Here is a 26,007-nt window from a genome sequence, read left to right on the forward strand (position 1 = left end):
TCATTGCCCGGCTGAAGCGGTACGTTGCCCAGCGTCCGGGAATACGTTGCGTTTGCAGATTTTCGCTTCGACTTTCTGTGGCGCGCCGCCCGCTTTTTCAGGGCCCTGGATTTCGACGGCCAGCAGATTCTGCGAGGCCCAGTCTTCGTCCGTGCGCAACTCGAAGGCGAAACGCCCGTCGGTGTCGGAAGTTTCCGGTTTTTCGATCTTGATGTCCTCGTGGCGCCCGTTCATGTACCAGAGGGTGGCTTGCAGGGTTTTCACCGAGGTGTCGGCGAAGCGGATGTCGACCTGGTGACTGCTGTTTTGCAGGTTCAGGTTTTTGCTGTTGACCATCAGTTCGTTCTTGCCCGGTTTCAGGGTGGTGCTGCCGGACAGCTGCGCATCCTTGCCTTCGCAACCGTTGTCCAGCAACGCCATCATCTGGCGGTAGATGGTTTCCTGGTCGAGGCGGTAGAGCGGCGAGAATTCCCAGATGAGAATCTTCGGCGGGTTCTTCTGGAACTCATCGCTGCCCAGGTACTGCAGCATCGAACCTTCGAGGCCGCCGCCGGGGAAGGCTACGTTGAGCACATCGGCGCCGATGGCTTCTTCGAGGAAACCGGAGAAGTTGTAGTTCTTGCCGCTGTGACTGGTGCCGACCAGGGTGATCTGCGGATTGCCGGATTCGCCGAACAGATCGCCATCGCCTGCTTCACCCTTGGGTTCGGTGGTGAATTGATCCATGTACTGGACCGCATAGCTGGTGCCACAGAGTTGACCGGCCATGTTATGCAACGTTCCGTTCTTGCCCATGCGACCCGACTTGTGGGTCTCGAATTCACGCTTGGGAATGTCGGCGAAGGCCGGGATCTGCTTGACCTTCTCGGCCACGATTTTCGCCGTGCGCTGCGCGCCGTAAGGCGTCCAGTGCTGGTCGCCACGGAAGTAGAAGTCGTGGGCGGGCAGGGTCTCCGGCAACTGTTCGTTGGTCAGCGGCGACAGGTCCGGCACCACGTAGCCCATCTGCGCGAAACGCCCGAGCATGGTCTTGTAGTTCTTCAGTGCCTTGTCGAAATCGAAGCTGGCTTTCTCTGCCGGATTCAACTTGTTGCGGTTCACCAGGCCACGGGTGGGCTGATAAACCACGACGAGTTCCACGCCTTTGCTCTTGAACGCATCGTGCAGTTGCTTCATGCGCTTGTAGCCGGCGGGCGTGGTGTCGAATTCGGTACGCAGGTCTTCCTGGGTACGGAACAGCCAGTCGCCCTGAGCCTGCACCAGGGTGGTGAAGTTCTGCTGGTAGCGCGTGGTGTAGTTTTTCGGATCGTGGGCCGCGGGGCACAGGCTGCAGCACGGTTCTGCGCTGAATTTCGGTGGACTTACGCTACCGGCAGCTTCGTCTGCTCGTACACCGCCGCTGGCAGCGAGAATGCCGGCGGTCAGGGCCGACAGGCTGAGTAATTTGATCAAGTGTGAGTGCATAAAATTATCCTCAGTCCCGCATTTCGGTCTGGCGTTCGACAGGGTCGATCAGCACGGCTTTCTGCTGGCGCACCAGCAGGTCGAGAATTTCATCCTGGCGTTCGCCAAGAATCCCCGTGAAGCTGATGCCGCTGGTTTTGCTCGGCGCGAGCATGGACACGCGATACAACTCGACGCTCAACGGCGAGTCGATGGACAGCGGGCCGCTGCCATTGGCCGCCAGTTCGCCGCCGACCACGATCAGCGACACCTGGGCGTCGAACGGGTCGAGCTTGATGTCCCGGTCGGTGTCGCTCAGGTCCTTGATGTGGCCGTAGACGCCGGTCAGGCCGTTGGCCATGGCAACGTTTTCGTAGAGGCGGATGTTCACGCTGTTACGCACGCGGATGCCGTGGCGACGGTTGCTGAACACCTTGTTGCCCCACAGCAGGTTGTCGCCACTCTCGTAGAGGGTGATCCCGTCGGTGTGGTTCTGGTAGATCTCGTTGTAGGCGATCAGGTTGTTGATGCTGTTACGGTCGATCACGATGCCCGACAACTTGTTGTCGTAGCTGCGGTTGTTGAAGATGAAGCTGTCGTTGACCTCACGGGAAATGATGATCCCGTGCTTCTTCTTTGTGCCATGCACCGTGTTGTCGGCAATGATCAGGCCGTGGGAACGGTCATGCGGGTCAATGCCGTAGACGATGTTGTCCTTGTAGGTGTTGCCCTTGACCACGAAATCGCGGGTTTCGTAGCAGTAGAAGCCGTACCACATGTCCGAGAACTCGGAACCGATGATCCAGCCGGTCGGTTCAGGGCGCGTGAGCACCTTGGCCATGTTCGGCGTGTACTGGGAAATACTCACACCGTAGGACTTACTGTTGGCGTAGCCGAAACTGGCCATCTTGCTGTTGGCGATGTAGGTCTCGGTGCCACCCCAGGCCAGCAGGAACGGGCGGAATTCCTTGGGCGACTTGAAGGCCGCCGGGCCGTTCGCCTTCTCGCTCCAGCCAGTGACCTTGGTATCGCGCACGAACAACTGGCCGTCGTTGACCAGGAACGACCCGGCCTCCTGGGACAGGCGCAGTTCCTGGGTCTGTTGGTCGATTTCCAGGATGCCTTTCTCACCCACGACGATCGGCAATCTGGCCAGGAATACGCCCGGCGAAGTTTCGCTGAGGTACTGCTTGGGCAGCTTCTTGGCCAGGTCCTTGAGGTTCATGTAGCCGTCGTCGACGAAGATCGCCTGTGGGATGCCGTGCTGACGCACCACCCACTCGGCCATCTTGTTGTCGCCACCGATGAAGTCCTTCAGGGCGTTCTCTTGCATCATCCGGCGCACGCTGATCTTGCCGACCTTTTTGCGCACGATTTTCGCGGCGATCGCCTCGGCGGTGTAGCCCGAGGTGTCCGGCAGTTTAGGCTTGGCCAACTCCAGCGGCGCGACCGGCGCGCTGCTGACGGTGTAGGTCCTGGCGTGTTGCAGTCCCTTGGCCATGGTGGCCGACTTGGTTGCTTGAGGCGCCGCCGACTCCACATTGGCCTGCGCTGCGTTGGCGAAGCTGGCCGCGCTGGCCAGTAGCAACGCGCCGGCCAACAGGCTGATCGAGCCTTTCATGGCTTGATGATTCATCTGGGAGACTCCCTTCGCAATGTGCATCAGAAGCGCCAGACCACGTCGATGAACGCGCGGTGCATGTACGAATCGACTTCTTTGCCATAGGCATCGCCCGGTTTGAACACACCGCCGCGAAAGCGCACCAGGGCCGAAGGTTCATCGATCTTCTGGCTCAACGCCGCCGGCAACAGGCCTTGCTTGAAGTACTTGGTGACGACCAGATCCATTTCCTGGCCGAGGTCTTTGTCGCCATCGTTGAGCGGCAGGGAGGTGCTGGACAGTACGGCGCCGGTAACGTCGTCGGTGTTGTTCTGCACCGCGTCAATGCCGTCGCTGGTGATCGGCTTGTTACCGTCGACACGCCAGAATTTGTGGTAGATCAGGCTGGCGTCGTATTCGTCGTTGAGCATCCATGAACCGAACAGCGTGGCCGATTGCATGTTGTTCATTTCGCCACGGAAGGCTTCGCCGAAACGGTGCACCCGCGAGCGGGTACCGGTGTAGTTCGAGCGGTTGCTTTCCAGGCCGTTCTGTTCGTAATCGGCGCTGGCACGGGCGTAGGCGGCACCGACCTGCCATTGCGGATCCAGGCGCAGGCGTACGCCGAGGTCGGTAGCCCAGCCATCGACATTGCCGCTGCTCTTGGGTTGCGCGGGGGCGGTTCCATCGGCATTCAGCGGGTTGACCGTATCGCGGTCGCCACTCATGCCGGTGATGCTGCCCCAGTAGTTGAAGGTGTTGGTGTTGCGCCAGTTATAGGCGTCGCTGTTGGCCTGCAGGCCCAGCCAGCTGATGTCGCCGTTCTGTTTCTTGTCCAGCGAATCACTGGGAACCCCTGGCTGCGCGTAGTCCAGCTTGCCGTCATCGTGGGTGTGATGACCGCGGATGCCGGCCCAATGACCTGGTGTCCACTGGTATTCGGCATCGGCGTAGGCGTGCAGGCGGTCCTTGTCCTTGGGTGCCAGTTCCTTGAGATCGGTACGGTACTCGCTGAAGCGTTCGGCGATACCGGCGTTGGCGCGCAACAGCGTGGTGTCGAAGGTCCAGTTCAGGGCTTCGATGTTGGTGTCACGCCATTGACCGTCATCGTTGTTCAGACGCTGGCGACCGAGTTTGAGGATCTCGCCGGGGTAGGGCGTGAAGCCGCTGTAGCCGACCCAGAACTCGCGCATCGCCAGGTAGTTCTTCTTGGTTTTGCGGTCGCTGTTGTCGGTATTCTGCGTGCCATCGCTGGCGGACTCCTGCAAGGTGTCGGTCTCGATGATGTCCGTCGACGTCACGGCCTGGCCCATGGCATACGCGCTCCACGCGCCACTCTCGCCATAGACCCACGGGCGCAGATCGAGGCCCAGGCCGTTGACGTCGCCGCCGCTCTGGGTACCAAGGTCGCGGTCGTCCTCGGACTGGCCGGTGATTTTCACGTCCAGGCCGTAGTTCTTGGTTTCTTCAGTCATCGCGGCCAGTGTCGGGCAGGACCAGATCAGCGCGAACGTCAGGCCGATACCGGCCTTCATGAATGGATTCAACTTCATAGGGATTCCTCGCCGTCTTCTTCTTGCAGGGCGTGCAGTTGCAGCGTGTTCTGGCTCAAGTTGCCGCGAACGGACTGTTCCTGTTTCAACAGGCGTTGGGCCTCGGCCAGCTGCGCAGGTGGCAGTTGGGCTTCGAGGGTTTGTGCAAGCTCGGTGGCTTGCGGGGTGTTCTGGGCTTTGGCCAGTTGGCTGAACACGTAGGCATTGAGCGGGTCAGGCTTGGTGCCTTTGCCTTGGGAAAACAGTTGGGCGATGGCGAAGTCGGCACTGTTCTGGCCATTGCGCGCAGCGGTCAGCAGGTGGTCGAGGGCCTTCTGCGGGTAGACCTTGCCCAGGTAGCCACGGCGATAGATCTGGCCGAGGTAGTAATCGGCGGCGACTTCGCGGCCGACGGCTTTCTGGAAGTGCTCCTCGGCGACCTTGGCGTCGGGCGGGACCATCTTGCCTTCGTAGTAGAGCTTGCCCAGCAGCAGCTCGGCGCGCGGTTGGTCAGCGGCGCGGCCGTTGTCCAGGTACTTCATCATCTGGTCGACATCGCCCAGTTCCGGGAAGTCGTAGAGCAGTTGCGCCAGGCTGACCCAGGAAGCGGGGTAGCCGGGGGCGATCTCTTCGAGCAGCGACTGCGCGGTTTTTTCGTCGGTCTTGCCCAGGCTCGCATCGCCGAGCACGCGAGCCACACTGTCCACCCGCTGGGCGGAGACGGTGCCGCGACTGTGCGCCGCCTGCATCTGCTTGATCAGCTCGGCCTGTTTTTCCGGTTTACCTTGTTTCTGGTAAACCGTGGCCAGTTCGACGTAGCAGATGTCGGTGGTGTTGAGCGCGGCTTTGCAGACCGTTTCGACTTCATCGAGATGCTGGTCGTAGGTGCCCTGGGTGCGATAGAGCAGCACCTGCGCCAGACCCGCTTCCGGCTTGCCTTCGGCGCGCCATTGGCTGATCTGCTGTTGCGCATTGACGTTGGGGAAGCTGTGCGGATATTGCAGATACAGCATCGCCAATGGGATCAGGGTGTTGCCTTCACCGGCGGCCGATGCCTTTTTCAACAGACCTTCGGCTTCGTGCTGTTCAGCTTCGGTTGAACCAGGCTTGGCCACCAACAGGCGACCCAGACGTGCCTGGGCGCGCGGTGAAACACTGGCGGCGGCGCGGTAAGTCGCCTCGGCCTGTTTCATCTGCGCCGGGTCACGGCTGTCGACCTGGATGTCGGCCAGGCCGACTTGGGCTTCGCTGTAGCCCAGGTCCGCCAGTTGCTGGTAGTTCGCCGCCGCGGTGGCGGTATCGCCACGCTTGAGCGCTTCGTTGGCCAGGCGCTGGTCGGGCAGGCCGGCGCAACCCGCCAGGCTAACTGCCAATGCTACTGCACACAGAGATCCCATGTGGGAGCGAGCCTGCTCGCGAAGCAGACCACTTGGTGCATCAGACAGACCGCGCTGAGCCCTTCGCGAGCAGGCTCGCTCCCACAGGGCTTTTGGAGTTCTGAGGATTGGTGGAATCGTCACAGGCATGTCCTCCGGTTACAGACCAGCAGCCATGGCTTTGTCGATCAGCCAGTTCAGGTTAGGGCCACGGTCGCTGTTAACTTCCACGGGACGGCCGGCCAGGTTGCTGCCCAGGGCTTCGTCAGGCTGGATCAGTACGCGGATGTCAGAGGACAGGTCAGCGCTTTTCAGGCTGGTGCTGCTGACGATTTTGCCGGTGCGGGTCTTGTCTTCGCCGGCGATCTGGAAGCGCACCGGGGTGCCCGGCAATACGTCGCTGAACTGGCGATAGGAGAAGCGCGCCTCGACGTTGGCTTCGGTGTTGCGTGGCACCAGCTGGAAGATCACGTCACCCTTGCTGGCGTATTGACCGTTGGACACCATTTGCTGGGCCACGGTGCAATCGCACGGCGACGTCAGGGTGCCAGTCATTTGCTTGCCGAAGAGTTCTGCAACCTTGGCCGGGGCCAGTTGATCGTCTTCCAGGTGACCTTTGAGCACGTCGAGCATGCTGGTGCTGAAGGTTGCCAGCGGCGCGCCTTTGGCGGCAACGCCATCAGCTTTCACCAGGCTCTGCACGGTGCCGTCGCGGGGCATGGTGATGTTCACGCCCGGCACGCTGACAATGCCCGCCTGGGCGTGGCTGACAAAGTACATGCCGTACACCGACTTGAAGATGAAGCCGAACGCCGCCAGGCCGACGACGAAAATCCCCAGGCTGAAGGTCACCGCTTTCATGCGCCCGAACGGGGTCATGCCGTGGCCGCCATCCTTGTTCTTGCGCGCCTTGGTGAAGTTGTCGCGCTGCAGGGTCGCCAGCACTTCGCCGATGGTGACGATGTCGCCGGCCAGGTGCGAAGTGATCAGGTGGCGCAAGGTCGAAATGTCTTGCGGCTCCAGGTTCTGGAACTGGCAACCGGTGCGACCGGTCTCGCGGTCAAAGGAGCGCACCTGCAATTCCACGTCCATGGCCAGGCCAAGGTTGTCGATGACGAATTGCAGACGGGCCTTGTACTTGTCGCCGACTTTCAGTGGCAGTTGCCCGGCGTTGAAGGCCAGGCCACCGGCGGAAAGGTCGATCACTCGCGCCTCGACCGGGGTCCGGTCAGGGCCGAAGAAACGCAGCTTGGCCGGGATTTTCACCCGTGCATGTTGGCGCTGGGCTTCGGATTCGTGCACTACGTTGGCGTTGACGGCGGTATTCATAAAGGCGATTTCCTGGTTAATTCAAAAAGGGGGCGGTCAGACCATCATCAGCAGCACGGCGACAAAGATGCTGCCGGCGGAGAAGGTCATGGTCCGAGACGACCAGGTGTTGAACCAACGTTGAAAGCTGGCGAGATCACGGGTCAGGGCAGTGGGCTGGCGAGTCCAGGACTGTTGGTCGAGGCGGAAGAACACGTAGATCTTCACCAGTGCGCCAACGATCTGGTTGTAATAGAGAATCGCTGGGTAGGCTGGACCGATCCGGTGGCCGGAGCACGACAGCAGCAGGGTCAGGATCAAGCGGGTGATGCCGATCCACAGCAGGTACACCAGGATGAACGCGGTGCCGTACTTGAAGCTGGCGATCAACGCCACGGTCAGGCCCAGCAGCGAGGTCCACATCGACACGCGCTGATCGAACAGCACCACGGATGTGAACGCACCGAGGCGCTTGACCCCCAGGCCGAGTGCGCGGGAGTTCTGCCGCAGGTTGTTGCCGTACCAGCGGAACATCAGCTTGCGACTGGCCTTGATAAAGCTCTTTTCCGGCGGATGCTCGACGGTGTTGATCGCGGCATCAGGCACGTAGAAGGTGTCGTAGCCCAGGCGCATCAGGCTGAACCAGCTGGACTTGTCGTCGCCGGTGAGGAACTTGAAACGACCCAGGCGCCAGTGTTGCAGCGAGTCGCTTTCCACGTCGGCGATGAATTCCGGGTTGGTGACCACGGTGGCACGGAATACCGACATCCGCCCGGTCATGGTCAGCACGCGCTTGGACAGGGCCATCGAGCACATGTTGATGTGACGCTGGGCGAAACGCAGCTTGTGCCATTCGCTCATGATGTAGCCGCCGCGCACTTCGCAGAATTCGTTGGTGGTCAGGCCACCGACGTTGCCGAACAGCTGGAACCACGGCACGGTCTTGCGCACGACGCCTTCGCCGAGCACGGTATCGCCATCGATCACGGCCACCACGGCGCGGTCGTCCGGCAGGTGACGGGAGATGGCGCGGAAACCGAAAGCCAGGCCATCGCGCTTGCCTGTGCCGGGAATGCGCACGAAGTCGAGCTTCACCCGGGCAGGCGGATTCATCCGGCTCCACAGGCTCTTGACCAGCAGTTCATCGGACATTTCGACGATGGAGCAGACCACGGTGGTCGGCAACTCGCAGTCGATCGCTTCGCGGATCACTGAGCTGTAGACCTGCGCGGTGGTCAGGGCGTCGATACGGAAACTGGTCACCATCAAAAATACGTGGGACGGGTCCGCCGCCTTGCCCAGCTTGCGCACTTTGCGCCGCAGGTGCGGGTAGACCACGTACAGGAACAGCATGCCGCGCAGGAAGTGCGTGGCACCCATCGAGTAGCGCCAGATACCGACGATACCGATCAGGAAAATGAAGTCCTTCGACTCGGAGTCGAACGTGGACACAGGCAGCGCCATGGCGATGCCCATCAGTAAACTTAGATAAAACAGCCAACCGGCGGCCTGGAGTAGGCCGTGCTTTAGCCTGTGCATAATCGGAATCCTAAAGTCAGTTGCAAGTCTCGCGCCCCGTAGGAGCCGGCTTGTCGGCGATGGCGATCTCAGGTACGCCATCGCTGGCAAGCCAGCTCCTACAGATTTGCGGTGATCTGTAGGAGCCGGCTTGCTGGCGATCAGCTTGAAGCGCTTACAACCCGCCGGTTACCAGCAAATGCCTTCAGCCCGGCCAGCCTCGGTGGTGGCCTTGGACATGAAGCCGACCAGGTCGATCACTTGCTTGCCGTGCGGGACGTCCTGCACCAGGGCGCGGAATTTCTCGTCACGGTTGCCGAGGATGATCACGTCGGAGTTGTTGATCACCGCGTCGAAGTCGGAATTGAGCAAGGACGAGACGTGCGGGATCTTCGACTCGATGTAGTCCTTGTTCGCACCGTGAACACGGGCGTACTCGACGTTGCTGTCGTAGATGCTCAGGTCGTAGCCCTTGCCGATCAGCATTTCTGCCAGGTCAACCAATGGGCTCTCGCGCAGGTCGTCGGTGCCGGCCTTGAAGCTCAGTCCCAGCAGCGCGACTTTGCGTTTGTCGTGGCTGGAGACGATGTTGAAGGCGTTCTGCACCTGGGACTCGTTACTGCGCATCAGCGAGTTGAGCAGCGGTGCTTCGACGTCCAGGGAACCGGCGCGGTAGGTCAGGGCACGCACGTCCTTGGGCAGGCAAGAGCCGCCGAAGGCGAAGCCTGGGCGCATGTAGTACTGGGACAGGTTCAGGGTCTTGTCCTGGCAAACCACGTCCATCACTTCACGACCATCGACGCCGACGGCCTTGGCGATGTTGCCGATCTCGTTGGCGAAGGTCACTTTGGTGGCGTGCCACACGTTGCAGGTGTACTTGATCATTTCGGCAACGGCGATGTCCTTGCGGATGATCGGCGCGTCGAGTTCTTCGTACAGCGATTGCAGAACGTCGCCCGAGGCCTTGTCGAACTCGCCGATGACGGTCATTGGCGGCTGGTCGTAGTCGGCGATCGCGGTGCTTTCGCGCAGGAACTCAGGGTTGACCGCGACACCGAAATCGACACCGGCCTTCTTGCCGGAGCAGTCTTCGAGAATCGGGATGACAACGTTTGCCACGGTGCCCGGCAGAACGGTGCTGCGGACCACGATAGTGTGACGGGTAGTCTTGTCGCGCAGGACAAAACCGATCTCGCGGCACACGGCCTCGATGTAGTTCAGTTCCAGATCGCCGTTCTTCTTGCTCGGCGTGCCGACGCAAATCATCGACAGGTCGGTATCGCGAATCGCCTCGGCGAAGTTGGTCGTGCCGCGCAGACGGCCAGTCTCGATTCCCTGCGCCAGAAGTTCGCCCAGGCCCGGTTCAACGATCGGCGATTTGCCGGCGTTGATCATATCGATCTTGTCTTTGGCAACATCGACGCCAACGACGTCATGGCCCCGTGCAGACAGGCAACCGGCGCACACTGCGCCAACGTAACCCAAACCAAATATGCTGATGCGCATCGCAATTACCTCTCTATTATCAAGCCTGTTTTCATCAAGCCATTAATTGGCCGAAGTTAAGGGTGTTCAGCGGTCATAGTGCACGGGCAACTACGGCTTATAGGCGCCACAGTGTCGCGTGCAGGCATTCAAAGTTTCGAGTGTCTAAACAGTTCACTCAAAATGTGCGCAACTAGGCCTTATTATTCTGATGTGCCTTGCCATGCAGCCGGTCTTCCAGTCAGAAGACAATGGGCAAAGGTCTTGCGCGCTCAAAGCCAGGCCATGAGGCCTGTAAATCAAGCGGTTGGGTGCTCAGGGAAGCACGTTTATAGGGGGCGCAGCCTTGGCCTTGTAAGGGATAGTGATATGCGTATCTCCAGTCCTTAATGTGTTGCCCAAATCAGAGATCAGTCTGCCAAAGTTAATATGACAACTTGGCTGTGTGGATCTCTTCTCTGCGTAAGTTATCTCGTACACGCATTGAGAGATTCGTTACAGGTGGTATGAGCTACGCATTTGGACATAGTTCCAGCCCACCCATCGCGAATTCTGAAGTTTCTTGAAATATTGAGAAAGATGGCACTGCTCTCATATTGATAGCACTTGCGGTTTGGCCCTTTATATATTGGCTCAGTGTCCGGTCTAATAGTTTTGTGCCACTACTGAGAAAAAATTTCAGTGCCACTACAAAAAAAATCACTGACGTCCAGTGAAACAAAAGTTAGCAAATCGACTGTTGGTTTTTTGGCGTCAAAGGATCGACGAATGGGGCGGGGGATTGTCGGACGATCAGGCATCGGTGCGCGACTGTTCAGGAAGTCGCGCACCGATCAGTTGCTTACTCTGAAGTGTGGTCGCGCAGGAACACCAGACTGTCTGGTTTAGACTGTTCGGCACTGTACCGATAGCCTTCAACGTCAAACTCTTTCAAGTCTGCCGGATCGTTGATGCGCTCTTCGATGATGAAGCGGCTCATCATGCCCCGGGCCTTTTTCGCGTAGAAGCTGATGATCTTGTACTGACCGTTCTTCAGGTCCTTGAAGTCGGTGTTGATGATGCGTGCCTTCAAGGCGCTGCGCTTGACCGCCGAGAAATACTCGTTGGAGGCCAGGTTGAGCAGGACGTCATCGCCCTGATCGGCCAGGGCTTCATTCAGCCACTCGCTGATACGCGTGCCCCAGAAGGCATACAGGTCCTTGCCCCGGGCGTTGGCCAGTTTGGTGCCCATTTCCAGGCGGTACGGTTGCATCAGGTCCAGGGGGCGCAGCAGGCCATACAGGCCGGAAAGCATGCGTAGATGTTGCTGGGCGTAGTCGAAGTCGGCTTCGCTGAAGGTTTGTGCATTGAGCCCGGTGTAGACGTCGCCTTTGAAGGCCAGCAAAGCCTGCTTGGCGTTGGCCGGGGTAAAGGCGGGTGTCCAACTGCCAAAGCGGGCGGCGTTGAGCCCGCCGATTTTGTCGGAAACGTGCATCAACTCGCTGATCTGCGCCGGGGTCAGCTCGCGCAATTGCTGGATCAGTTCCTGCGAATGGTCAAGGTACTGCGGCTGGGTGAAGCGCTGGGTCGCCGGCGGTGTTTCGTAATCAAGGGTCTTGGCGGGGGAAATCACCATCAGCATGAAGTCGTCTCCTTTAATCGTGGCGGCGATTCTAGGGGGTTGTCATCGTTGACTCCAGCTATGGGTGTGATAGGTGATCGGTGGTGTCATGGGACAAGATCGCAGCCTCGCTTCGCGAGACAGCTCCTACGGGACCGCGTTGGCGTGAAATCGGAACATGCATTCCTGTAGGAGCTGTCGAGCGAAGCGAGGCTGCGATCTTTTGATCTTCCCGCGATATAGTGCCGCCCGGGTTTTGTTATGGAGACATCCCATTGCGTATCGTTTTTCTGCTCAGCGCCTGGCTGCTGAGCTTCGGCGTCATGGCGGCGCCGGGTGAAGTGGCCACGCTGGATCGCAGCACCTGGCCGGAAAAACTCGACAACCCGACCCTGTTCGATGTCGCGTCGCGTGCCGAAATCCTCATGTTCGCCCGTGCTCTGCTGGCCAGTGAGTCCCTGGACGAAGCGGCACTGGCGCAACGCCTGGGCCTGCGCACGATCAACCTGGAGTCGGTCAATCGTGTTCGCCAGCGTCTATGGCAACGCCTGTTGGCCAACTACAACTTCGCGCAACAGAGCTGCGACCAGGACGCCTCCTTCTGTTTCCTGGTCGAGGACATGGCCACCTTGCGCGAGCAGGCGGGCAAGTTCCAGCTCAGCGAAGACAGCTACTACATACGCTGGGCCGAACCGAGTCGCCTGTTCCACACCCAGTACCTGGATGAGCAACTGCGCAAGGCGGCGCTGTTTCCGCAAACCAGCAGTGAAGTCGATCATTTTGGAGACTATGAGCGCAATGGCGACGCGATGCACGACCGGCTGTTCCTGTTGACGTTCGACAGCGCCGCCAATGCCGTGCCGGACAATACCGACTGGGTTGCCGAGTACTTGCGCAAGGCCAACCTCAGCGGCACGTTCTTCGTGCTCGGCAAGGACCTCCAGGCGCGCCTGGGCGAGCGCCCGGGGACCCGTCTGCAAGCAACCTGGTCAACCCAGTGCGTCGGTGTCCAGGGCTGGGAGTTTCGCTCCCACAGCCATTGGCAGGATTGGCAGGACTCGGTACGCCGCAGCGTCGAGCTGACCAAGAACAAACTGCCGGAGAACTTCGTCCCCCTGTTTCGCCCGCCCGACGGCCAGCGTCGCGCCGACGCCGGCGCTTTCTTCAAGGCCCAGGGGCTGCAGGTCGCCTTGTGGGATATCGATGCCCAGGACGGCGCGGGCAAGCTCAAGGGCAGCCAGAGTGTGCAACGGGTGTTGACCCTGATGCTGCTGTGGCGCCATGGGGTAATCAATTTCAATGTGAAACAGGACGGGGTGAAAACGGCGTTGCCCTGGCTGATCACGCAAACGGCGCAAAGCGGGATCGGTTGGGAAGACTGTCAGGAAGGATTTCGCTGAAAACCGCCAAAGCCCGGAAATATTGGGTAAAAGGCGATTTTTGAGGGGGTTTTGCTGCAGGTTGATCTCCGACTGTAAACAAGTGATGGCAGTCCGCCAAGGGCTTTTCGTCACTCTGCAAAATAAACTTCAAAAAAGCGTCAAAGTGCTTTTTTCTGTCATGGGTTTTGGAGTATTACGAAGACAGACCGCCGAAACCTGCAACACAGGTGGCGTCTCCCAAGACCCCGCATGTAGGCAGAACACTTGAGTCCCCGCAGGTGTATTCGGTAGTCACTTCGAGGCGCAGCACCGCCCAGGTATTGCGTCCACTGGCTCTGACAAAGGTGACCGAGTATGGATGATCACGGACGTAGCTCTTCTTCCAACCAGCCAATCCTTTATGTACTCGATACCAACGTATTGATTCACGATCCAAACGCGCTGCTTAACTTCGAAGAACACCACGTCGCGATCCCGATGACCGTGCTTGAGGAGCTCGACAAGCTCAAGAGCGGGCATCACAGCGTTGCCGCCGAATGCCGCCAGGCCATCAGGCTGATCGACAAGACCCTGGGTGATGCTTCACCCGAGGACGTCGAGCAGGGTGTGCCGATCCAGCGGGGCAAGAGCGGGCCCAAGGGATTGCTGTCAATTCTGATGAGCAAGCAGGCTGAACCCCACATCGTTCTGCCTGAGCATCTGAATGACAACAGGATCATCAACCAGTTGATCGACCTGCACGCACGCGAGCCGAAGAAGCCCGTGGTGCTGGTCACCAAAGACATCAACATGCGCCTCAAGGCGCGTGCCTGTGGGATCGCGGCCGAGGACTACAGCACCGACCAGTTGGTCGACGACGTGTCGCTGTTGCCTAATGGCTACCACAACATGAGCGGCTCCTTCTGGGACCGGGTAAGCAAGGTCGAGACCCGTCAGGACCACGGTCGTACCTGGCACCAGGTGCAGTTGATCGACAATCTGCCAGCCGTGCATATCAACGAATTCATCATCGACGAGCAGGGCTTCGTCGGCTGGATCAAGGAGATCGAGGAAGACAAGCTGCTGATCCTGGACTTGCACCAGGAACCGCTGCTGCATCAGGAAGCCTGGGGCCTGAAGCCGCGTGATATCTATCAGAGCCTGGCGCTGTATGCCTTGCTTGATCCGGACATCCACCTGGTCAACCTGTCCGGTGCCGCAGGCTCGGGTAAAACCATCCTCGCGCTGGCCGCGGCCATCGAGCAGACCATGGTCAGCAAGCGCTACCGCCGCATCATCGCCACCCGCAGCGTGCAAGGCCTGGACCAGGAAATCGGCTTCCTGCCCGGCACCGAAGCGGAAAAAATGGAGCCTTGGCTGGGCGCCATCACCGATAACCTCGAAGCCTTGCACATGGATGACGAAAGCACCCATGGCAGCGTCGACTACATCCTCAGCAAAGTGCCGTTGCAGTTCAAATCCCTCAACTACATTCGCGGGCGCAGCTTCCAGCAGAGCCTGATCCTGATCGACGAATGCCAGAACCTCACACCGCACCAGATGAAAACCATCATCACCCGTGCCGGTGCCGGCTCCAAAGTGGTGTGCCTGGGCAACCTGGCACAGATCGACACCCCCTACCTGTCCGCGACCAGCTCCGGGCTGACGTACCTGACTGAACGCTTCAAGGATTTCCCCAACGGGGTGCACATCACCCTGCAAGGGGTGCCACGTTCGATCCTGGCCGAATACGCCGAATCGCATCTGTAACCTTCACCCAGACCGGGCGGCCCGAAAAGCCGCCCGGTTTTTCAGGCCCGACACAATTCCCCATTGTGGTGATCCGATAATCTCGCGTGCGGAAATCTGACCCACAGGTTTACAATCGGGACTCCTGATCAGGAGTAACCCCGTGCTGACTCATCTCGATTCCCAAGGTCGCGCCAATATGGTCGACGTCACCGAAAAAGCCGTGACGTTCCGTGAAGCGACGGCCCAAGCGCTGGTGCGCATGCTGCCCGAAACCTTGCAAATGATCGTCAGCGGCGGTCATCCCAAGGGCGATGTGTTTGCCGTGGCCCGCATTGCCGGCATTCAGGCGGCGAAGAAAACCAGCGACCTGATCCCCCTGTGCCATCCGTTGATGCTGACCGGAGTCAAGGTAGAACTCAGTGCCGAAGGCGAGGACAGCGTCCGCATCGTCGCGCGCTGCAAATTGTCCGGGCAGACCGGGGTGGAGATGGAAGCGCTGACGGCTGCCAGTGTCGCCGCCTTGACTATCTATGACATGTGCAAGGCCGTGGATCGTGGCATGACCATTGAAAGCGTACGGCTGCTGGAAAAGGTCGGCGGCAAGAGCGGTCATTTTCAGGCGGATCCATCATGAACGTCACCGTGAAGTTTTTTGCTCGATATCGTGAAGCGCTGGGGTTGGACTCGATGAAGGTTCAAGGCGACTTCGCCACCGTCGATGACGTGCGCGCACTGTTGGCCCAGCGTGAGGGGGCCGAGGTATTGAGTGAGCAAAACCTGATGTGCGCTCGCAACGAAGACCTCTGCCAGCTCGATGAGCCGGTGAGCGATGGCGATGAAGTGGCGTTTTTTCCCACCGTGACCGGGGGCTGAGCCATGGCCATTCGCGTGCAATCGACCGCGTTCGATCCCGGTGCAGAAGTCAACGCCATGCACGACGCCAATGTCGGCGTCGGGGCAGTGGTGAGTTTTGTCGGCTATGTGCGCGACTTCAATGATGGCCTGGATGTCGCCGGGATGTTCCTTGAACACTACCCGGGCATGACCGAAAAGGCCCTCGGCAAGATCGCCACCGAGGCCGAGCAGCGCTGGCCCTTGCTCAAGCTGGAGGTGCTGCATCGCATCGGTGCCCTTGAGCCCGGCGAACCCATTGTCTTTGTCGGCGCCGCCAGCGCCCACCGCCAGGCGGCATTCGACGCCTGCGCCTTTGTCATGGACTACCTCAAAACCCGTGCGCCGTTCTGGAAGAAGGAAAACACCAGCGACGGCCCGCGTTGGGTCGAGGGGCGTGACAGCGATCATGCGGCGGCGGATCGCTGGAAGCATTAAATAGACTGGTATTTATTGGCCTGCTTTGCCGGCCCCTTCGCGAGCAAGCCCGCTCCCACATCCGACCATTTCGGTCAACTGTGGGAGCGGGCTTGCTCGCGAAGGGGCCATTCGCTGCACCTGAGAACTTCCAGAAAGCCACCCGACCATCGGCCGGCGCACCCCGCATTTACCCGATTGACGCCTAATACATAAAAGTCCAGTATGGATTTATAAGTACAAAAAAGGCTTCTCCCGTTTCTGCTCTTCTTCCATCTTGCCAAACCAACAACAACCCGCGAGAGAACGAACATGAAGAAATTCCCCCTCATCACCGGTCTGGCCCTCAGCTTGTTGGCGTGCAGCAGCGTGTTTGCCGCCGAGAAAACCTTGCGTATCGGCATCGAAGCGGCCTACCCGCCGTTCGCCTCCAAGACCGACAAAGGCGAAATCGTCGGTTTCGACTACGACATCGGCAATGCCCTGTGCGCGCAGATGAAGGTCAAGTGCGTGTGGGTCGAGGGTGAGTTCGACGGCCTGATTCCATCCTTGAAAGTGAAGAAAATCGACATGGCGCTGTCGTCGATGACCATCAACGAAGACCGCAAGAAGTCGGTGGATTTCACCCACAAGTACTACTTCACCTCGTCGCGCCTGGTCATGAAGGAAGGCGCAGTCGTGGATGATCAATACGCCAGCCTCAAGGGCAAGACCGTTGGTGTGCAACGGGCGACCACCACCGACCGTTATGCAACCGAAGTCTTTGAACCCAAGGGCATCAACGTCAAGCGCTACAGCAACAACGAAGAGATCTACATGGACCTGGCAGCCGGTCGTCTCGACGCCATCTTTGCCGACACCATTCCGCTCAACGACTTCCTGTCGATGCCGCGCGGCAAGGGCTACGCATTTGCCGGCCCGGAGCTCAAGGACCCGAAATACGTGGGTGAGGGCGCCGGGATTGCGGTACGCAAGGGTAACACCGAGCTGGTATCACAGCTGAACGCCGCCATCGACGGCATTCGCGCCAATGGCGAGTACCAGAAGATTTCGCAGCAGTACTTCAAGTCCGATATCTACGGCGACTGAACGATCGCTCCCGGGGGCTTTCTCACGAAAGCCCCCGGTGTGCTGCAGATTCCCTGGATTTTGATGGTTTCAGGTTGAGGGCGAGTACGCTCGTCAGCACGATGATCATCCCGATGACGACCATGATCGAAGGACGTTCAGCCAGGGCCACCGAGGCCATCAGCATGGCAGTGGGCGGTATCAGGTAAAGCGAAATGGACGCGCGGCTCACGCTGCTGTGCGCCAGTACGTATGCCCAGGCGAAGTAAGCAAGGGCACTGGGGAAAATCCCCAGGATGAGCACCGCCAGATTGACCGATGCCGGGGCTTTCTGCACTTCACTCCACAACCCCGGTGCATACATAAGTAATAGAGTGGTGCCTGACCAAAGGGTGTAGGACACCATTGTCAGCCCGTCGTAGCGATGGGAATGGCGTTTTTGCAGGGCGAAATAAAGACTCCAGGACAATGCCGCCAGCAGAATCAGCAACCCATGGGCGTCCAGTTCACCAAAACCACGATCCCCCGTAACCACGACAGCGGCACCGAGCAAACCGCCCAGCACGCAGATCCATTGCCAGTGGTTGACGCGCTCCTTGAGCACGAAATGCGCCAGTAACGTGCTGAACAGCGGCGTGGATTGTGCGAGGACACTCGCGGCGCCGGCGCTGACCCCGCGTTGGCCAAAGTTGAGGGCGATGTGGTGCAGGCTCACGGCAAAGAATCCCAGCACAGCCAACAGCGGCAGGTCTTTCAGGCGAGGCAGGGAAATACCCATTACCCCTGCGACCCCGGCCATGAATGTCGAGGCGATGAGAAAGCGGATCAGCGCCAGATGACCGGGCTGGTAAGCCTCTAACCCGATGTGGATGCCAATGGGCGAATAGGCCCAGCAAAGGATGACGAAAAAAGCCGCCAGGACGATTCTTGCGCCAGGGCTTTCGGCGAAAGACTGGATCTTGCGCTGAATAAAATCCATAGGCTGCCTGATTCCCCAAAGTGTGAAGGTGTGACTGGATGGCTCTCGCTCGAATTATCAAAACCATCCAGATTCACTACAAGTGACTTAAACTGACTCAAGTATTCACTTTGGGTGAGTTATGGAACTGTCCCAGCTGCGCATGTTCAACACGGTTCACCATCTGGGCAGCATTGCGCGTGCGGCTGAGGTGCTGCATTGCGTACCGTCCAATATCACCGCACGCCTCAAGTCCCTGGAGCGTGAACTCGGTACGCCGCTGTTTTCTCGCGATGGCCGAGGATTGCGGATCACGCCCGCCGGGGAAGTGTTTCTCGATTACACGACGAAAATCCTTGGCCTGGCCGAGGAAGCGCGCAGGGCGTTGGCCTCCGACGGTGCGCCAAGCGGTCCATTGCGCATTGGTGCCATCGAGTCCAGTGCCACGGGACGCTTGCCGCGACTATTGGCCAAGTACCACGCGCTCTACCCAAAGGTGATGCTGGAGTTGAGCACCGGCACTTGGGCTCAATTGCTCGACGACACGCAACATCGTCGGCTGGATGGGGCGTTCGTGGCGGTGAACGTTGAGCGCAGCGGACTGCAGAGGGAAGTGATGTACCGCGAAGACCTGATTCTCATCGCGTCCGCCTCCCATGGGCCTTTGCGCCGGGCGGCGGACCTGCAGGGCAAGGCGATTTTCATGTGGCCCCCGGGCTGCCCGTACCGTTTCGCGCTGGAGCAGTGGCTGTTGCGCCATGACCAGGTGCAACCGATTGTCAGCATCGCCAGCTACGGCACCATCGTTGGCTGTGTCAGTGCCGGTGCCGGCGTCTCGCTGGTGCCCCGTGGAATCTATGAGCAGTACTGTCTCGGCGCAGGCTGCCAGGGATATGAATTCCCGGAACTGACGAGCATCGACAACCTTTTTTACTGGCACGAGAACGCGGGTCGGCACCCGGCGCGTGAGGCGTTTGTTAAGTTGTTGCAGGCCGAGTTCGAGGGGCCAGGGTCGTTACAGTTAATGTCTTCTTAACCGACCTGTCGTCTATTCCCACGATACCCGCTTACACGCGCCAGGCTCTCAAAGGTCAAGGCCAGCGTGTAAACTGGCGGGCAATCGAAAGTCAAAAGGGAAACACGATGAGCGAGGAAACGATGCGTCTGGGCCGTGAGCGGCGCTATCTGGTGCTGTTGGGCATCATCTGCCTGGCGTTGATCGGCGGTGCGTTGTATATGCAAGTGGTGCTGGGCGAGGCCCCGTGCCCGTTGTGCATCCTGCAGCGTTACGCGCTGCTGTTGATCGCGCTCTTCGCCTTCATCGGTGCGGCCATGCGCACCCGACGCAGCATCACGGTGCTGGAGACCCTGGTGGTCATTTGTGCCCTGGCGGGCGTCGCGGTGGCCGGGCACCACGTCTACACGCAGTTCTATCCGGCCGTCAGTTGCGGCATCGATGTGCTGCAACCGATCGTCGACGGCTTGCCGCTGGCGAAGATCTTCCCACTGGGTTTCCAGGTAGACGGTTTCTGCTCCACGCCTTACCCGCCGATCCTGGGGTTGTCCCTGGCGCAATGGGCGCTGCTGGCCTTCGTGCTGGTGGTGGTGCTGGTGCCGCTGCTGACGCTGCGCAATCGCAAGGCGCTGCGCTGAAGTCATCCGAATGATGCCAAACGCCCCGGTCCTCGATGAGAGGACCGGGGCGTTTTTGCGTTTCAGGGGGCAGGCAAGGACACCCTGATGCACGGCAATCAGGGGTGCGACAAGTCTGCGACATGTTGTCACATCGCGAGTGTCGCAGCGCGCTTTCGGGTACCGGATTGGTGCAGTCTCCTGTAATGAAATTGGTGTGTTAGAGTGCCGCCGGTTTTTCGCCGGGCCAAAAGGAATCAGGCAGTTTTAACAGGTCGTGGCGATTTGCCAAAGCCCTTGTCTCATCGGGGCCAGGGCGGCATTCAGGGTCGTTTCCGCGCCTTCGATACTGTCTGAATTGTGGGTGGTAGCCCTACTTTTTTTGGTGTTTTTGTTGAGAATCAATTTCGATAAGATGCGCCACTTTTACAGAATTGGGTCAGGATTGTTGCGGGCTGGGATAAAAATTATTTCGGGATAAGACATGGTTTATAAAACGCTACATATCTACAATCGCCCGCACTGAATTCCCGGCACTGCTCACCCTGGCTCTGGTGCATGAATGGCACGAGGGTGTCGAGAGGCCTTCGGGCTTGATGCGACGCCCAGGTGTCGGTGCCTCCAACTATCCGCACCAAATGGAATTGGGCTGTAACAAGGCCTTTGACCACGAATTCGAATAAGAACTCACTGCTGGCCCAGGATTTGTCGAAACGCCTCTGACGCTCGACGGGCAAGCCCTTATTCAATCCAAGAAAAATGCCAACCCTTGGCAGGGTGAAGTGTTGGCGATCAAAACCCAACTGCATTGCGCAAGCTGCTTTAGAGGTCGTGAGATGAGTAAAAACAGGTACCCCAGACTACTAGGCTTATTGCCGCTGCTCGGCACGTTGTTGCTGGGAGGCTGCAACATGACCTTGCTCAATCCCACGGGCCAGGTTGGCCTGGAACAGCGAAACCTGATCATCACCGCAACGCTGCTGATGCTGTTGGTCGTGATCCCGGTCATCGTGATGACCTTCCTGTTTGCCTGGAAATACCGCGCATCCAACACCAAGGCGACCTACACGCCTAAATGGAACCACTCCACCAAGATCGAGATCGCGGTGTGGACTGTTCCGGTGTTGATCATCATTGCCCTGGGTTACATCACCTACAAGTCGACCCACGAGCTGGACCCGTACCGTCCGATCGAATCCGACGTCAAGCCTGTGACCATCGAAGTGGTCGCACTGGACTGGAAGTGGCTGTTCATCTACCCGGAACAAGGCATTGCCACGGTCAACAAGATCGTGTTCCCGGCGCACACGCCAATCAACTTCAAGATCACCTCCGACGCCGTGATGAACTCGTTCTTCATCCCGGGCCTGGGTGGCCAGATCTATGCGATGGCGGGCATGCAGACCAAGCTGCACCTGATCGCTGACCGCAACGCTGAAATGGAAGGCATCTCCGCCAACTACAGCGGTGCCGGTTTCACCGGTATGAAATTCAAAGCGATCGCAACTTCCCAGGAAGATTTCGACGCCTGGGTAAGTGAAGTCAAAAAGGCACCTAAACAGCTTGAACAAGCTGAATACGCAGCCCTTTCCAAGCAGAGCCAGAACAACCCAGTCGAGCTCTACTCCTCGGTGACGCCGAACCTGTTCCAGATCATCGTCGACAAGTACGAAGGCATGAAACCTGGTCCGAAGGTCAAGCACGAGAAGAAAGAGAAAGAAGTGGCCGCTACGGACATGAACTCGCATTCAGCTGCCGGGGCAGAGGAGTAAACGATGTTTGGTAAATTAAGTTGGGAAGCGGTCCCATTCCACGAGCCGATCGTGATGGTGACCATCGCCATGATCGCGCTCGGCGGTCTGGCACTGTTCGCGGGTATCACTTACTTCAAGAAGTGGACCTATCTGTGGACCGAGTGGTTGACCTCGGTCGACCACAAGAAAATCGGCGTGATGTACATCATCGTCGCCATGGTCATGCTGCTGCGCGGTTTTGCCGACGCCATCATGATGCGTACCCAGCTGGCCATGGCCACCGAGGGTTCGCCTGGCTACCTGCCACCTGAACACTATGACCAGATCTTCACCGCCCACGGTGTGATCATGATCATCTTCATGGCGATGCCATTCTTCACCGGCCTGATGAACCTTGCAGTGCCGCTGCAGATCGGCGCGCGTGACGTTGCCTTCCCGTTCCTGAACTCCCTGAGCTTCTGGCTGCTGGTTTCCGGCGTGGTGCTGATCAACCTGTCCCTGGGCGTCGGCGAATTCGCCAAGACCGGTTGGGTTGCCTATCCGCCGCTGTCGGGCCTGCAATACAGCCCTGGCGTGGGGATGGACTACTACATCTGGGCGCTACAGCTATCCGGGCTAGGTACGACGCTGACGGGGGTCAACTTCCTGGCCACCGTGCTGAAAATGCGTACCCCTGGCATGAAGCTGATGGACATGCCGATCTTCACCTGGACCTGCACCTGGGCCAACGTCCTGATCGTGGCTTCGTTCCCGATCCTGACCGCTACCCTGGCACTGCTGACCCTCGACCGTTACATGGATTTCCACATTTTCACCAATGAACTTGGTGGCAATCCAATGATGTACGTCAACCTGTTCTGGGCCTGGGGCCACCCTGAGGTTTACATCCTGATCCTGCCGGCATTCGGCATCTTCTCGGAAGTGATCTCGGCCTTCACCGGCAAGAAACTGTTCGGCCACCACTCGATGATCTACGCTTCGGGCGCGATCTCGGTACTGGGCTTCATGGTTTGGCTGCACCACTTCTTCACCATGGGTTCGGGTGCCAGCGTCAACGCCTTCTTCGGTCTGGCGACGATGCTGATTTCCATCCCGACGGGTGTGAAACTGTTCAACTGGCTGTTCACCATCTACCAGGGCCGTCTGCGTTTCACCAGCCAGGTGCTGTGGACCCTGGGCTTCATGGTGACCTTCGCCATCGGCGGCATGACCGGCGTACTGCTGGCCATCCCGGGTGCTGACTTCGTTCTGCACAACAGCCTGTTCGTGATCGCGCACTTCCATAACGTGATCATCGGCGGTGCGGTATTCGGCTACATCGCAGGTTTCGCGTTCTACTTCCCGAAAGCGTTCGGCTTCAAGCTGCACGAAGGCTGGGGTAAAGCAGCGTTCTGGTTCTGGATCTCCGGCTTCTTCGTCGCGTTCATGCCGCTCTATGCACTGGGCTTCATGGGCATGACCCGTCGTCTGAACGCCACCACCAACCCTGAGTGGGTGCCGTACCTGTACGTCGCCATGTTCGGTGCGGTGATGATCGCCTTCGGTATCGCCTGCCAACTGATCCAGCTGTACGTCAGTGTGCGTGACCGCAACAAGCCAGAGAACATGTGCGAACACGGTGACCCGTGGAATGCCCACACTCTGGAATGGTCGACCTCGTCGCCACCTCCGTTCTACAACTTTGCCGTGCTGCCTAAGGCTGACTGCATCGACCCGTTCACCGAAGCCAAGGAAAACGGCACCGCGTACAAGGCTCCGGCCAAGTACGAGCCGATCCACATGCCAAACAACACCGCTACCGGTGTGGTCATGGGTGCTCTGCTGACCGTGTTCGGTTTCGCGATGATCTGGCACATCTGGTGGCTGGCTATCGCGAGCCTGGTAGGCACTGTCGTCTACTTCGCGATCCACGCTGCACGTGACGACCAGGGCTATATGGTCCCGGTTGAAACGATCGAGCGCATCGAAGCCGAGCAGCACAAGCGTCTGGTAGCGGCAGGGAAGATCCCGGCCACCGCCACCCGTGTTGAAACCTCGTTGGAACAGGCTTAAACCATGTCGAACTTAGTGACCAATGTTGGACACGCCCATGGTGACCATGGGCACGATGACCACCACCACGACTCGGGCGAGATGACCGTATACGGTTTCTGGCTCTACCTGATGACCGACTGCATTCTGTTTGCGTCGATCTTCGCGGTGTACGCGGTACTGGTTAACAACGTAGCGGGTGGCCCGTCGGGCCACGACATCTTCGAACTGCCATACGTACTGGGCGAAACCGCTCTGCTGCTGTTCAGTTCGATCACCTACGGCTTCGCCATGCTGGCGTTCTACCGTGGCAACAAGAAGCAGGTCCTGGGCTGGTTGGCCATGACCTTCCTGTTCGGCGCCGGCTTCATCGGCATGGAGATCAACGAGTTCCACGTTCTGATCTCCGAAGGCTTCGGTCCTAGCCGTTCCGGCTTCCTGTCCGGGTTCTTCACCCTGGTCGGCACCCACGGTCTGCACGTGACCAGTGGCCTGATCTGGATGGCGATCATGATGTACCAGGTCAACAAGCATGGCCTGACGTCGACCAACAAGACCCGCCTGAGCTGCCTGAGCCTGTTCTGGCACTTCCTGGACGTCGTGTGGATCTGCGTATTCACCGTTGTTTACCTGATGGGGACTATGTAAATGGCTAATGCACATTCCCATGGCCACGACGACGCCGGTCACGGCAGCTACAAGTCGTACGCCATCGGCTTCATCCTGTCGGTGATCCTGACCGTCATTCCATTCGGCCTGGTGATGTACCCGACGCTGCCGAAGTCGATCACCCTGTTGATCGTCCTCGCGTTCGCGATCGTCCAGGTGCTGGTGCACCTGGTGTACTTCCTGCACCTGGACCGTTCGGCCGCGCAGCGTAACAACGTGATTGCGTTTGTGTTCGCCGCGATCGTGATCGTCCTGCTGGTTGGCCTGTCGCTGTGGATCATGTTCAGCATCCACACGTTCATGATGGCGAAGTGAGGTAAGTCCGCATGTCCCTCAAGCACTTTATCCAAATCACCAAACCGGGGATCATTTTCGGTAACGTGCTTTCTGTGGCAGGCGGATTTTTCCTGGCCTCCAAAGGGCATGTCGATCTGGCCATCTTCCTGGCCGCCATGATCGGCACGTCCCTGGTGGTTGCCTCCGGTTGCGTGTTCAACAACTGCATCGACCGTGACATCGACCTGAAGATGGAACGCACCAAGAACCGTGTGCTGGTCCAGGGCCTCATCTCCCTGAAACTGGCGCTGATCTATGCGACCGTCCTGGGTGTCGCCGGCGTTGCACTGTTGTACAAGGTGGCCAACCCGTTGGCCGCACTGTTCGCAGTCATCGGCTTCGTGATCTACGTCGGCTTCTACAGCCTGTACCTCAAGCGCAAGTCGGTTCACGGCACGCTGGTGGGCAGCCTGTCGGGCGCCATGCCGCCGGTGATCGGCTACGTCGCGGTGAGCAACACCTTCGACATGGCCGCGCTGACCCTGCTGGTGATGTTCAGCCTGTGGCAGATGCCGCATTCCTACGCCATCGCGATCTTCCGCTTCAACGATTACCTGGCCGCATCGATCCCGGTGCTGCCAGTGAAGCGTGGCATCCAGGTGGCCAAGAAGCACATCCTGATCTACATCCTGGCCTTCCTCGTGGCGACCCTGATGCTGACCTTCAGCGGCTACGCCGGCATGAGCTACCTCGCCGTCGCCGCGGCCATGGGCATGTACTGGCTGTACATGGCCTGGACCGGCTACAAGGCAGTGGATGACACGGTCTGGGCACGCAAGCTGTTCGTGTTCTCGATCTTCACCATTACCGCGTTGAGCGTGATGATGTCCCTGGACTTCAAAGTGCCGACCGAGTTGCTGCTGACGTACGCGCCTTAAGCGTCGGACGCTGTAAAGAAAAGCCCCGCCTTCGAGAGAAGAGCGGGGCTTTTTGTTGGGTTGATTCTGCTGGACAGTGTTGCCGCCTTCGCGTCGCCCGTTTTGAATGCGGCCCCGATACCCTGTGGGAGCGAGCCTGCTCGCGAAAGCGGTGTGTCAGGCGACCTTGATGCGGGGTGTTATGGCCTCTTCGCGAGCAGGCTCGCTCCCACATTGGATCTGCATCGTCGCCCATTTTGAGTGCAGCCCCGATCCCCTGTGGGAGCGGGCTTGCTCGCGAAAGCGGTGTGTCAGGCGACCTTGATGCTGGATGTGATGGCCTCTTCGCGAGCAAGCCCGCTCCCACATTGGATCTGCGTCATCGCCCCTTTTGAGTGCAGCCCCGACCCCCTGTGGGA

The 26,007-nt window shown here is 59.1% G+C and carries 22 protein-coding genes; 13 read left to right on the top strand and 9 right to left on the bottom strand.

The window, feature by feature from the left end; genetic code table 11:
• From CGA21_RS12865 to yaaA, 8 genes are all read right to left on the bottom strand, one after another.
• Entirely contained in the window at nucleotides 1–1,464 is a 1,464-nt protein-coding gene (locus CGA21_RS12865; RefSeq protein ID WP_188264301.1) for an alginate O-acetyltransferase, read from the bottom strand.
• Between the two features lie 10 nt (nucleotides 1,465–1,474).
• Nucleotides 1,475–3,079, bottom strand: coding sequence for a mannuronan 5-epimerase AlgG (algG, locus tag CGA21_RS12870; protein WP_188264302.1), 1,605 nt, complete (start codon nucleotides 3,077–3,079; stop codon nucleotides 1,475–1,477).
• 26 nt (nucleotides 3,080–3,105) lie between these two features.
• The gene (locus tag CGA21_RS12875) at nucleotides 3,106–4,596 is read right to left on the bottom strand and encodes an alginate export family protein (protein WP_188264303.1); all 1,491 of its coding nucleotides are present in this window, start codon (nucleotides 4,594–4,596) and stop codon (nucleotides 3,106–3,108) included.
• Complete coding sequence (algK, locus tag CGA21_RS12880; RefSeq protein ID WP_110746945.1) at nucleotides 4,593–5,972, bottom strand: alginate biosynthesis TPR repeat lipoprotein AlgK; 1,380 nt, start codon at nucleotides 5,970–5,972, stop codon at nucleotides 4,593–4,595. The genes CGA21_RS12875 and algK overlap by 4 nt, the downstream gene beginning before the upstream one ends.
• 138 nt (nucleotides 5,973–6,110) lie before the next feature.
• Nucleotides 6,111–7,280 (bottom strand): alginate biosynthesis protein Alg44, encoded by a 1,170-nt coding sequence (locus CGA21_RS12885; RefSeq protein ID WP_110746947.1) that lies wholly within the window; start codon nucleotides 7,278–7,280, stop codon nucleotides 6,111–6,113.
• 36 nt (nucleotides 7,281–7,316) lie between these two features.
• Nucleotides 7,317–8,798, bottom strand: a complete 1,482-nt coding sequence (gene alg8, locus CGA21_RS12890) for a mannuronan synthase (protein WP_110746949.1) — start codon at nucleotides 8,796–8,798, stop codon at nucleotides 7,317–7,319.
• A gap of 168 nt (nucleotides 8,799–8,966) precedes the next feature.
• A complete protein-coding gene (locus CGA21_RS12895; protein ID WP_188264304.1) occupies nucleotides 8,967–10,283 on the bottom strand; it encodes a nucleotide sugar dehydrogenase in 1,317 nt (438 codons plus the stop codon).
• Nucleotides 10,284–11,103: 820 nt separating this feature from the next.
• A complete protein-coding gene (gene yaaA, locus CGA21_RS12900) occupies nucleotides 11,104–11,883 on the bottom strand; it encodes a peroxide stress protein YaaA (RefSeq protein ID WP_110746953.1) in 780 nt (259 codons plus the stop codon).
• A gap of 254 nt (nucleotides 11,884–12,137) precedes the next feature.
• Here yaaA and CGA21_RS12905 point away from each other — a divergent pair, with 254 nt between their 5' ends.
• The 6 genes from CGA21_RS12905 to CGA21_RS12930 all read left to right on the top strand — a co-directional run bounded on the left by CGA21_RS12905 (nucleotide 12,138) and on the right by CGA21_RS12930 (nucleotide 17,372).
• Nucleotides 12,138–13,262 carry a polysaccharide deacetylase family protein gene (locus CGA21_RS12905; RefSeq protein WP_188264305.1) on the top strand — a complete coding sequence of 375 codons (1,125 nt, stop codon included), beginning with the start codon at nucleotides 12,138–12,140 and terminating at the stop codon, nucleotides 13,260–13,262.
• A gap of 336 nt (nucleotides 13,263–13,598) precedes the next feature.
• A complete protein-coding gene (locus CGA21_RS12910; protein WP_020796858.1) occupies nucleotides 13,599–14,993 on the top strand; it encodes a PhoH family protein in 1,395 nt (464 codons plus the stop codon).
• 142 nt (nucleotides 14,994–15,135) lie between these two features.
• Nucleotides 15,136–15,609, top strand: a complete 474-nt coding sequence (gene moaC, locus CGA21_RS12915; protein WP_020796857.1) for a cyclic pyranopterin monophosphate synthase MoaC — start codon at nucleotides 15,136–15,138, stop codon at nucleotides 15,607–15,609.
• The gene (moaD, locus tag CGA21_RS12920; RefSeq protein WP_020796856.1) at nucleotides 15,606–15,848 is read left to right on the top strand and encodes a molybdopterin converting factor subunit 1; all 243 of its coding nucleotides are present in this window, start codon (nucleotides 15,606–15,608) and stop codon (nucleotides 15,846–15,848) included. The genes moaC and moaD overlap by 4 nt, the downstream gene beginning before the upstream one ends.
• Before the next feature lie 3 nt (nucleotides 15,849–15,851).
• Complete coding sequence (gene moaE / locus CGA21_RS12925) at nucleotides 15,852–16,304, top strand: molybdopterin synthase catalytic subunit MoaE (protein WP_110746957.1); 453 nt, start codon at nucleotides 15,852–15,854, stop codon at nucleotides 16,302–16,304.
• Between the two features lie 291 nt (nucleotides 16,305–16,595).
• Nucleotides 16,596–17,372 (top strand): ABC transporter substrate-binding protein, encoded by a 777-nt coding sequence (locus tag CGA21_RS12930; protein ID WP_110746959.1) that lies wholly within the window; start codon nucleotides 16,596–16,598, stop codon nucleotides 17,370–17,372.
• Between the two features lie 22 nt (nucleotides 17,373–17,394).
• On the opposite strand, the gene CGA21_RS12935 is transcribed toward CGA21_RS12930, so the two are convergent.
• The gene (locus tag CGA21_RS12935) at nucleotides 17,395–18,330 is read right to left on the bottom strand and encodes a DMT family transporter (protein WP_188264306.1); all 936 of its coding nucleotides are present in this window, start codon (nucleotides 18,328–18,330) and stop codon (nucleotides 17,395–17,397) included.
• Between the two features lie 121 nt (nucleotides 18,331–18,451).
• Here CGA21_RS12935 and CGA21_RS12940 point away from each other — a divergent pair, with 121 nt between their 5' ends.
• The 7 genes from CGA21_RS12940 to cyoE all read left to right on the top strand — a co-directional run bounded on the left by CGA21_RS12940 (nucleotide 18,452) and on the right by cyoE (nucleotide 25,609).
• The gene (locus CGA21_RS12940) at nucleotides 18,452–19,345 is read left to right on the top strand and encodes a LysR family transcriptional regulator (protein ID WP_188264307.1); all 894 of its coding nucleotides are present in this window, start codon (nucleotides 18,452–18,454) and stop codon (nucleotides 19,343–19,345) included.
• Nucleotides 19,346–19,452: 107 nt separating this feature from the next.
• Nucleotides 19,453–19,962, top strand: a complete 510-nt coding sequence (locus tag CGA21_RS12945) for a disulfide bond formation protein B (RefSeq protein WP_033038505.1) — start codon at nucleotides 19,453–19,455, stop codon at nucleotides 19,960–19,962.
• 815 nt (nucleotides 19,963–20,777) lie between these two features.
• Complete coding sequence (gene cyoA, locus CGA21_RS12950) at nucleotides 20,778–21,713, top strand: ubiquinol oxidase subunit II (RefSeq protein ID WP_110746964.1); 936 nt, start codon at nucleotides 20,778–20,780, stop codon at nucleotides 21,711–21,713.
• A gap of 3 nt (nucleotides 21,714–21,716) precedes the next feature.
• Nucleotides 21,717–23,747: a cytochrome o ubiquinol oxidase subunit I gene (gene cyoB, locus CGA21_RS12955; RefSeq protein ID WP_046820451.1), complete on the top strand. Its 2,031-nt coding sequence runs from the start codon at nucleotides 21,717–21,719 to the stop codon at nucleotides 23,745–23,747.
• Between the two features lie 3 nt (nucleotides 23,748–23,750).
• Nucleotides 23,751–24,374, top strand: a complete 624-nt coding sequence (locus CGA21_RS12960) for a cytochrome o ubiquinol oxidase subunit III (RefSeq protein ID WP_110746966.1) — start codon at nucleotides 23,751–23,753, stop codon at nucleotides 24,372–24,374.
• Nucleotides 24,375–24,710 (top strand): cytochrome o ubiquinol oxidase subunit IV, encoded by a 336-nt coding sequence (cyoD, locus tag CGA21_RS12965; protein WP_102669136.1) that lies wholly within the window; start codon nucleotides 24,375–24,377, stop codon nucleotides 24,708–24,710.
• A gap of 11 nt (nucleotides 24,711–24,721) precedes the next feature.
• Nucleotides 24,722–25,609 (top strand): heme o synthase, encoded by an 888-nt coding sequence (gene cyoE / locus CGA21_RS12970; protein ID WP_007986830.1) that lies wholly within the window; start codon nucleotides 24,722–24,724, stop codon nucleotides 25,607–25,609.
• Nucleotides 25,610–26,007 lie beyond the last annotated feature (398 nt).

It is taken from the genome of Pseudomonas sp. PSB11 (genome assembly GCF_014596605.1).
Lineage (GTDB): Bacteria > Pseudomonadota > Gammaproteobacteria > Pseudomonadales > Pseudomonadaceae > Aquipseudomonas > Aquipseudomonas umsongensis.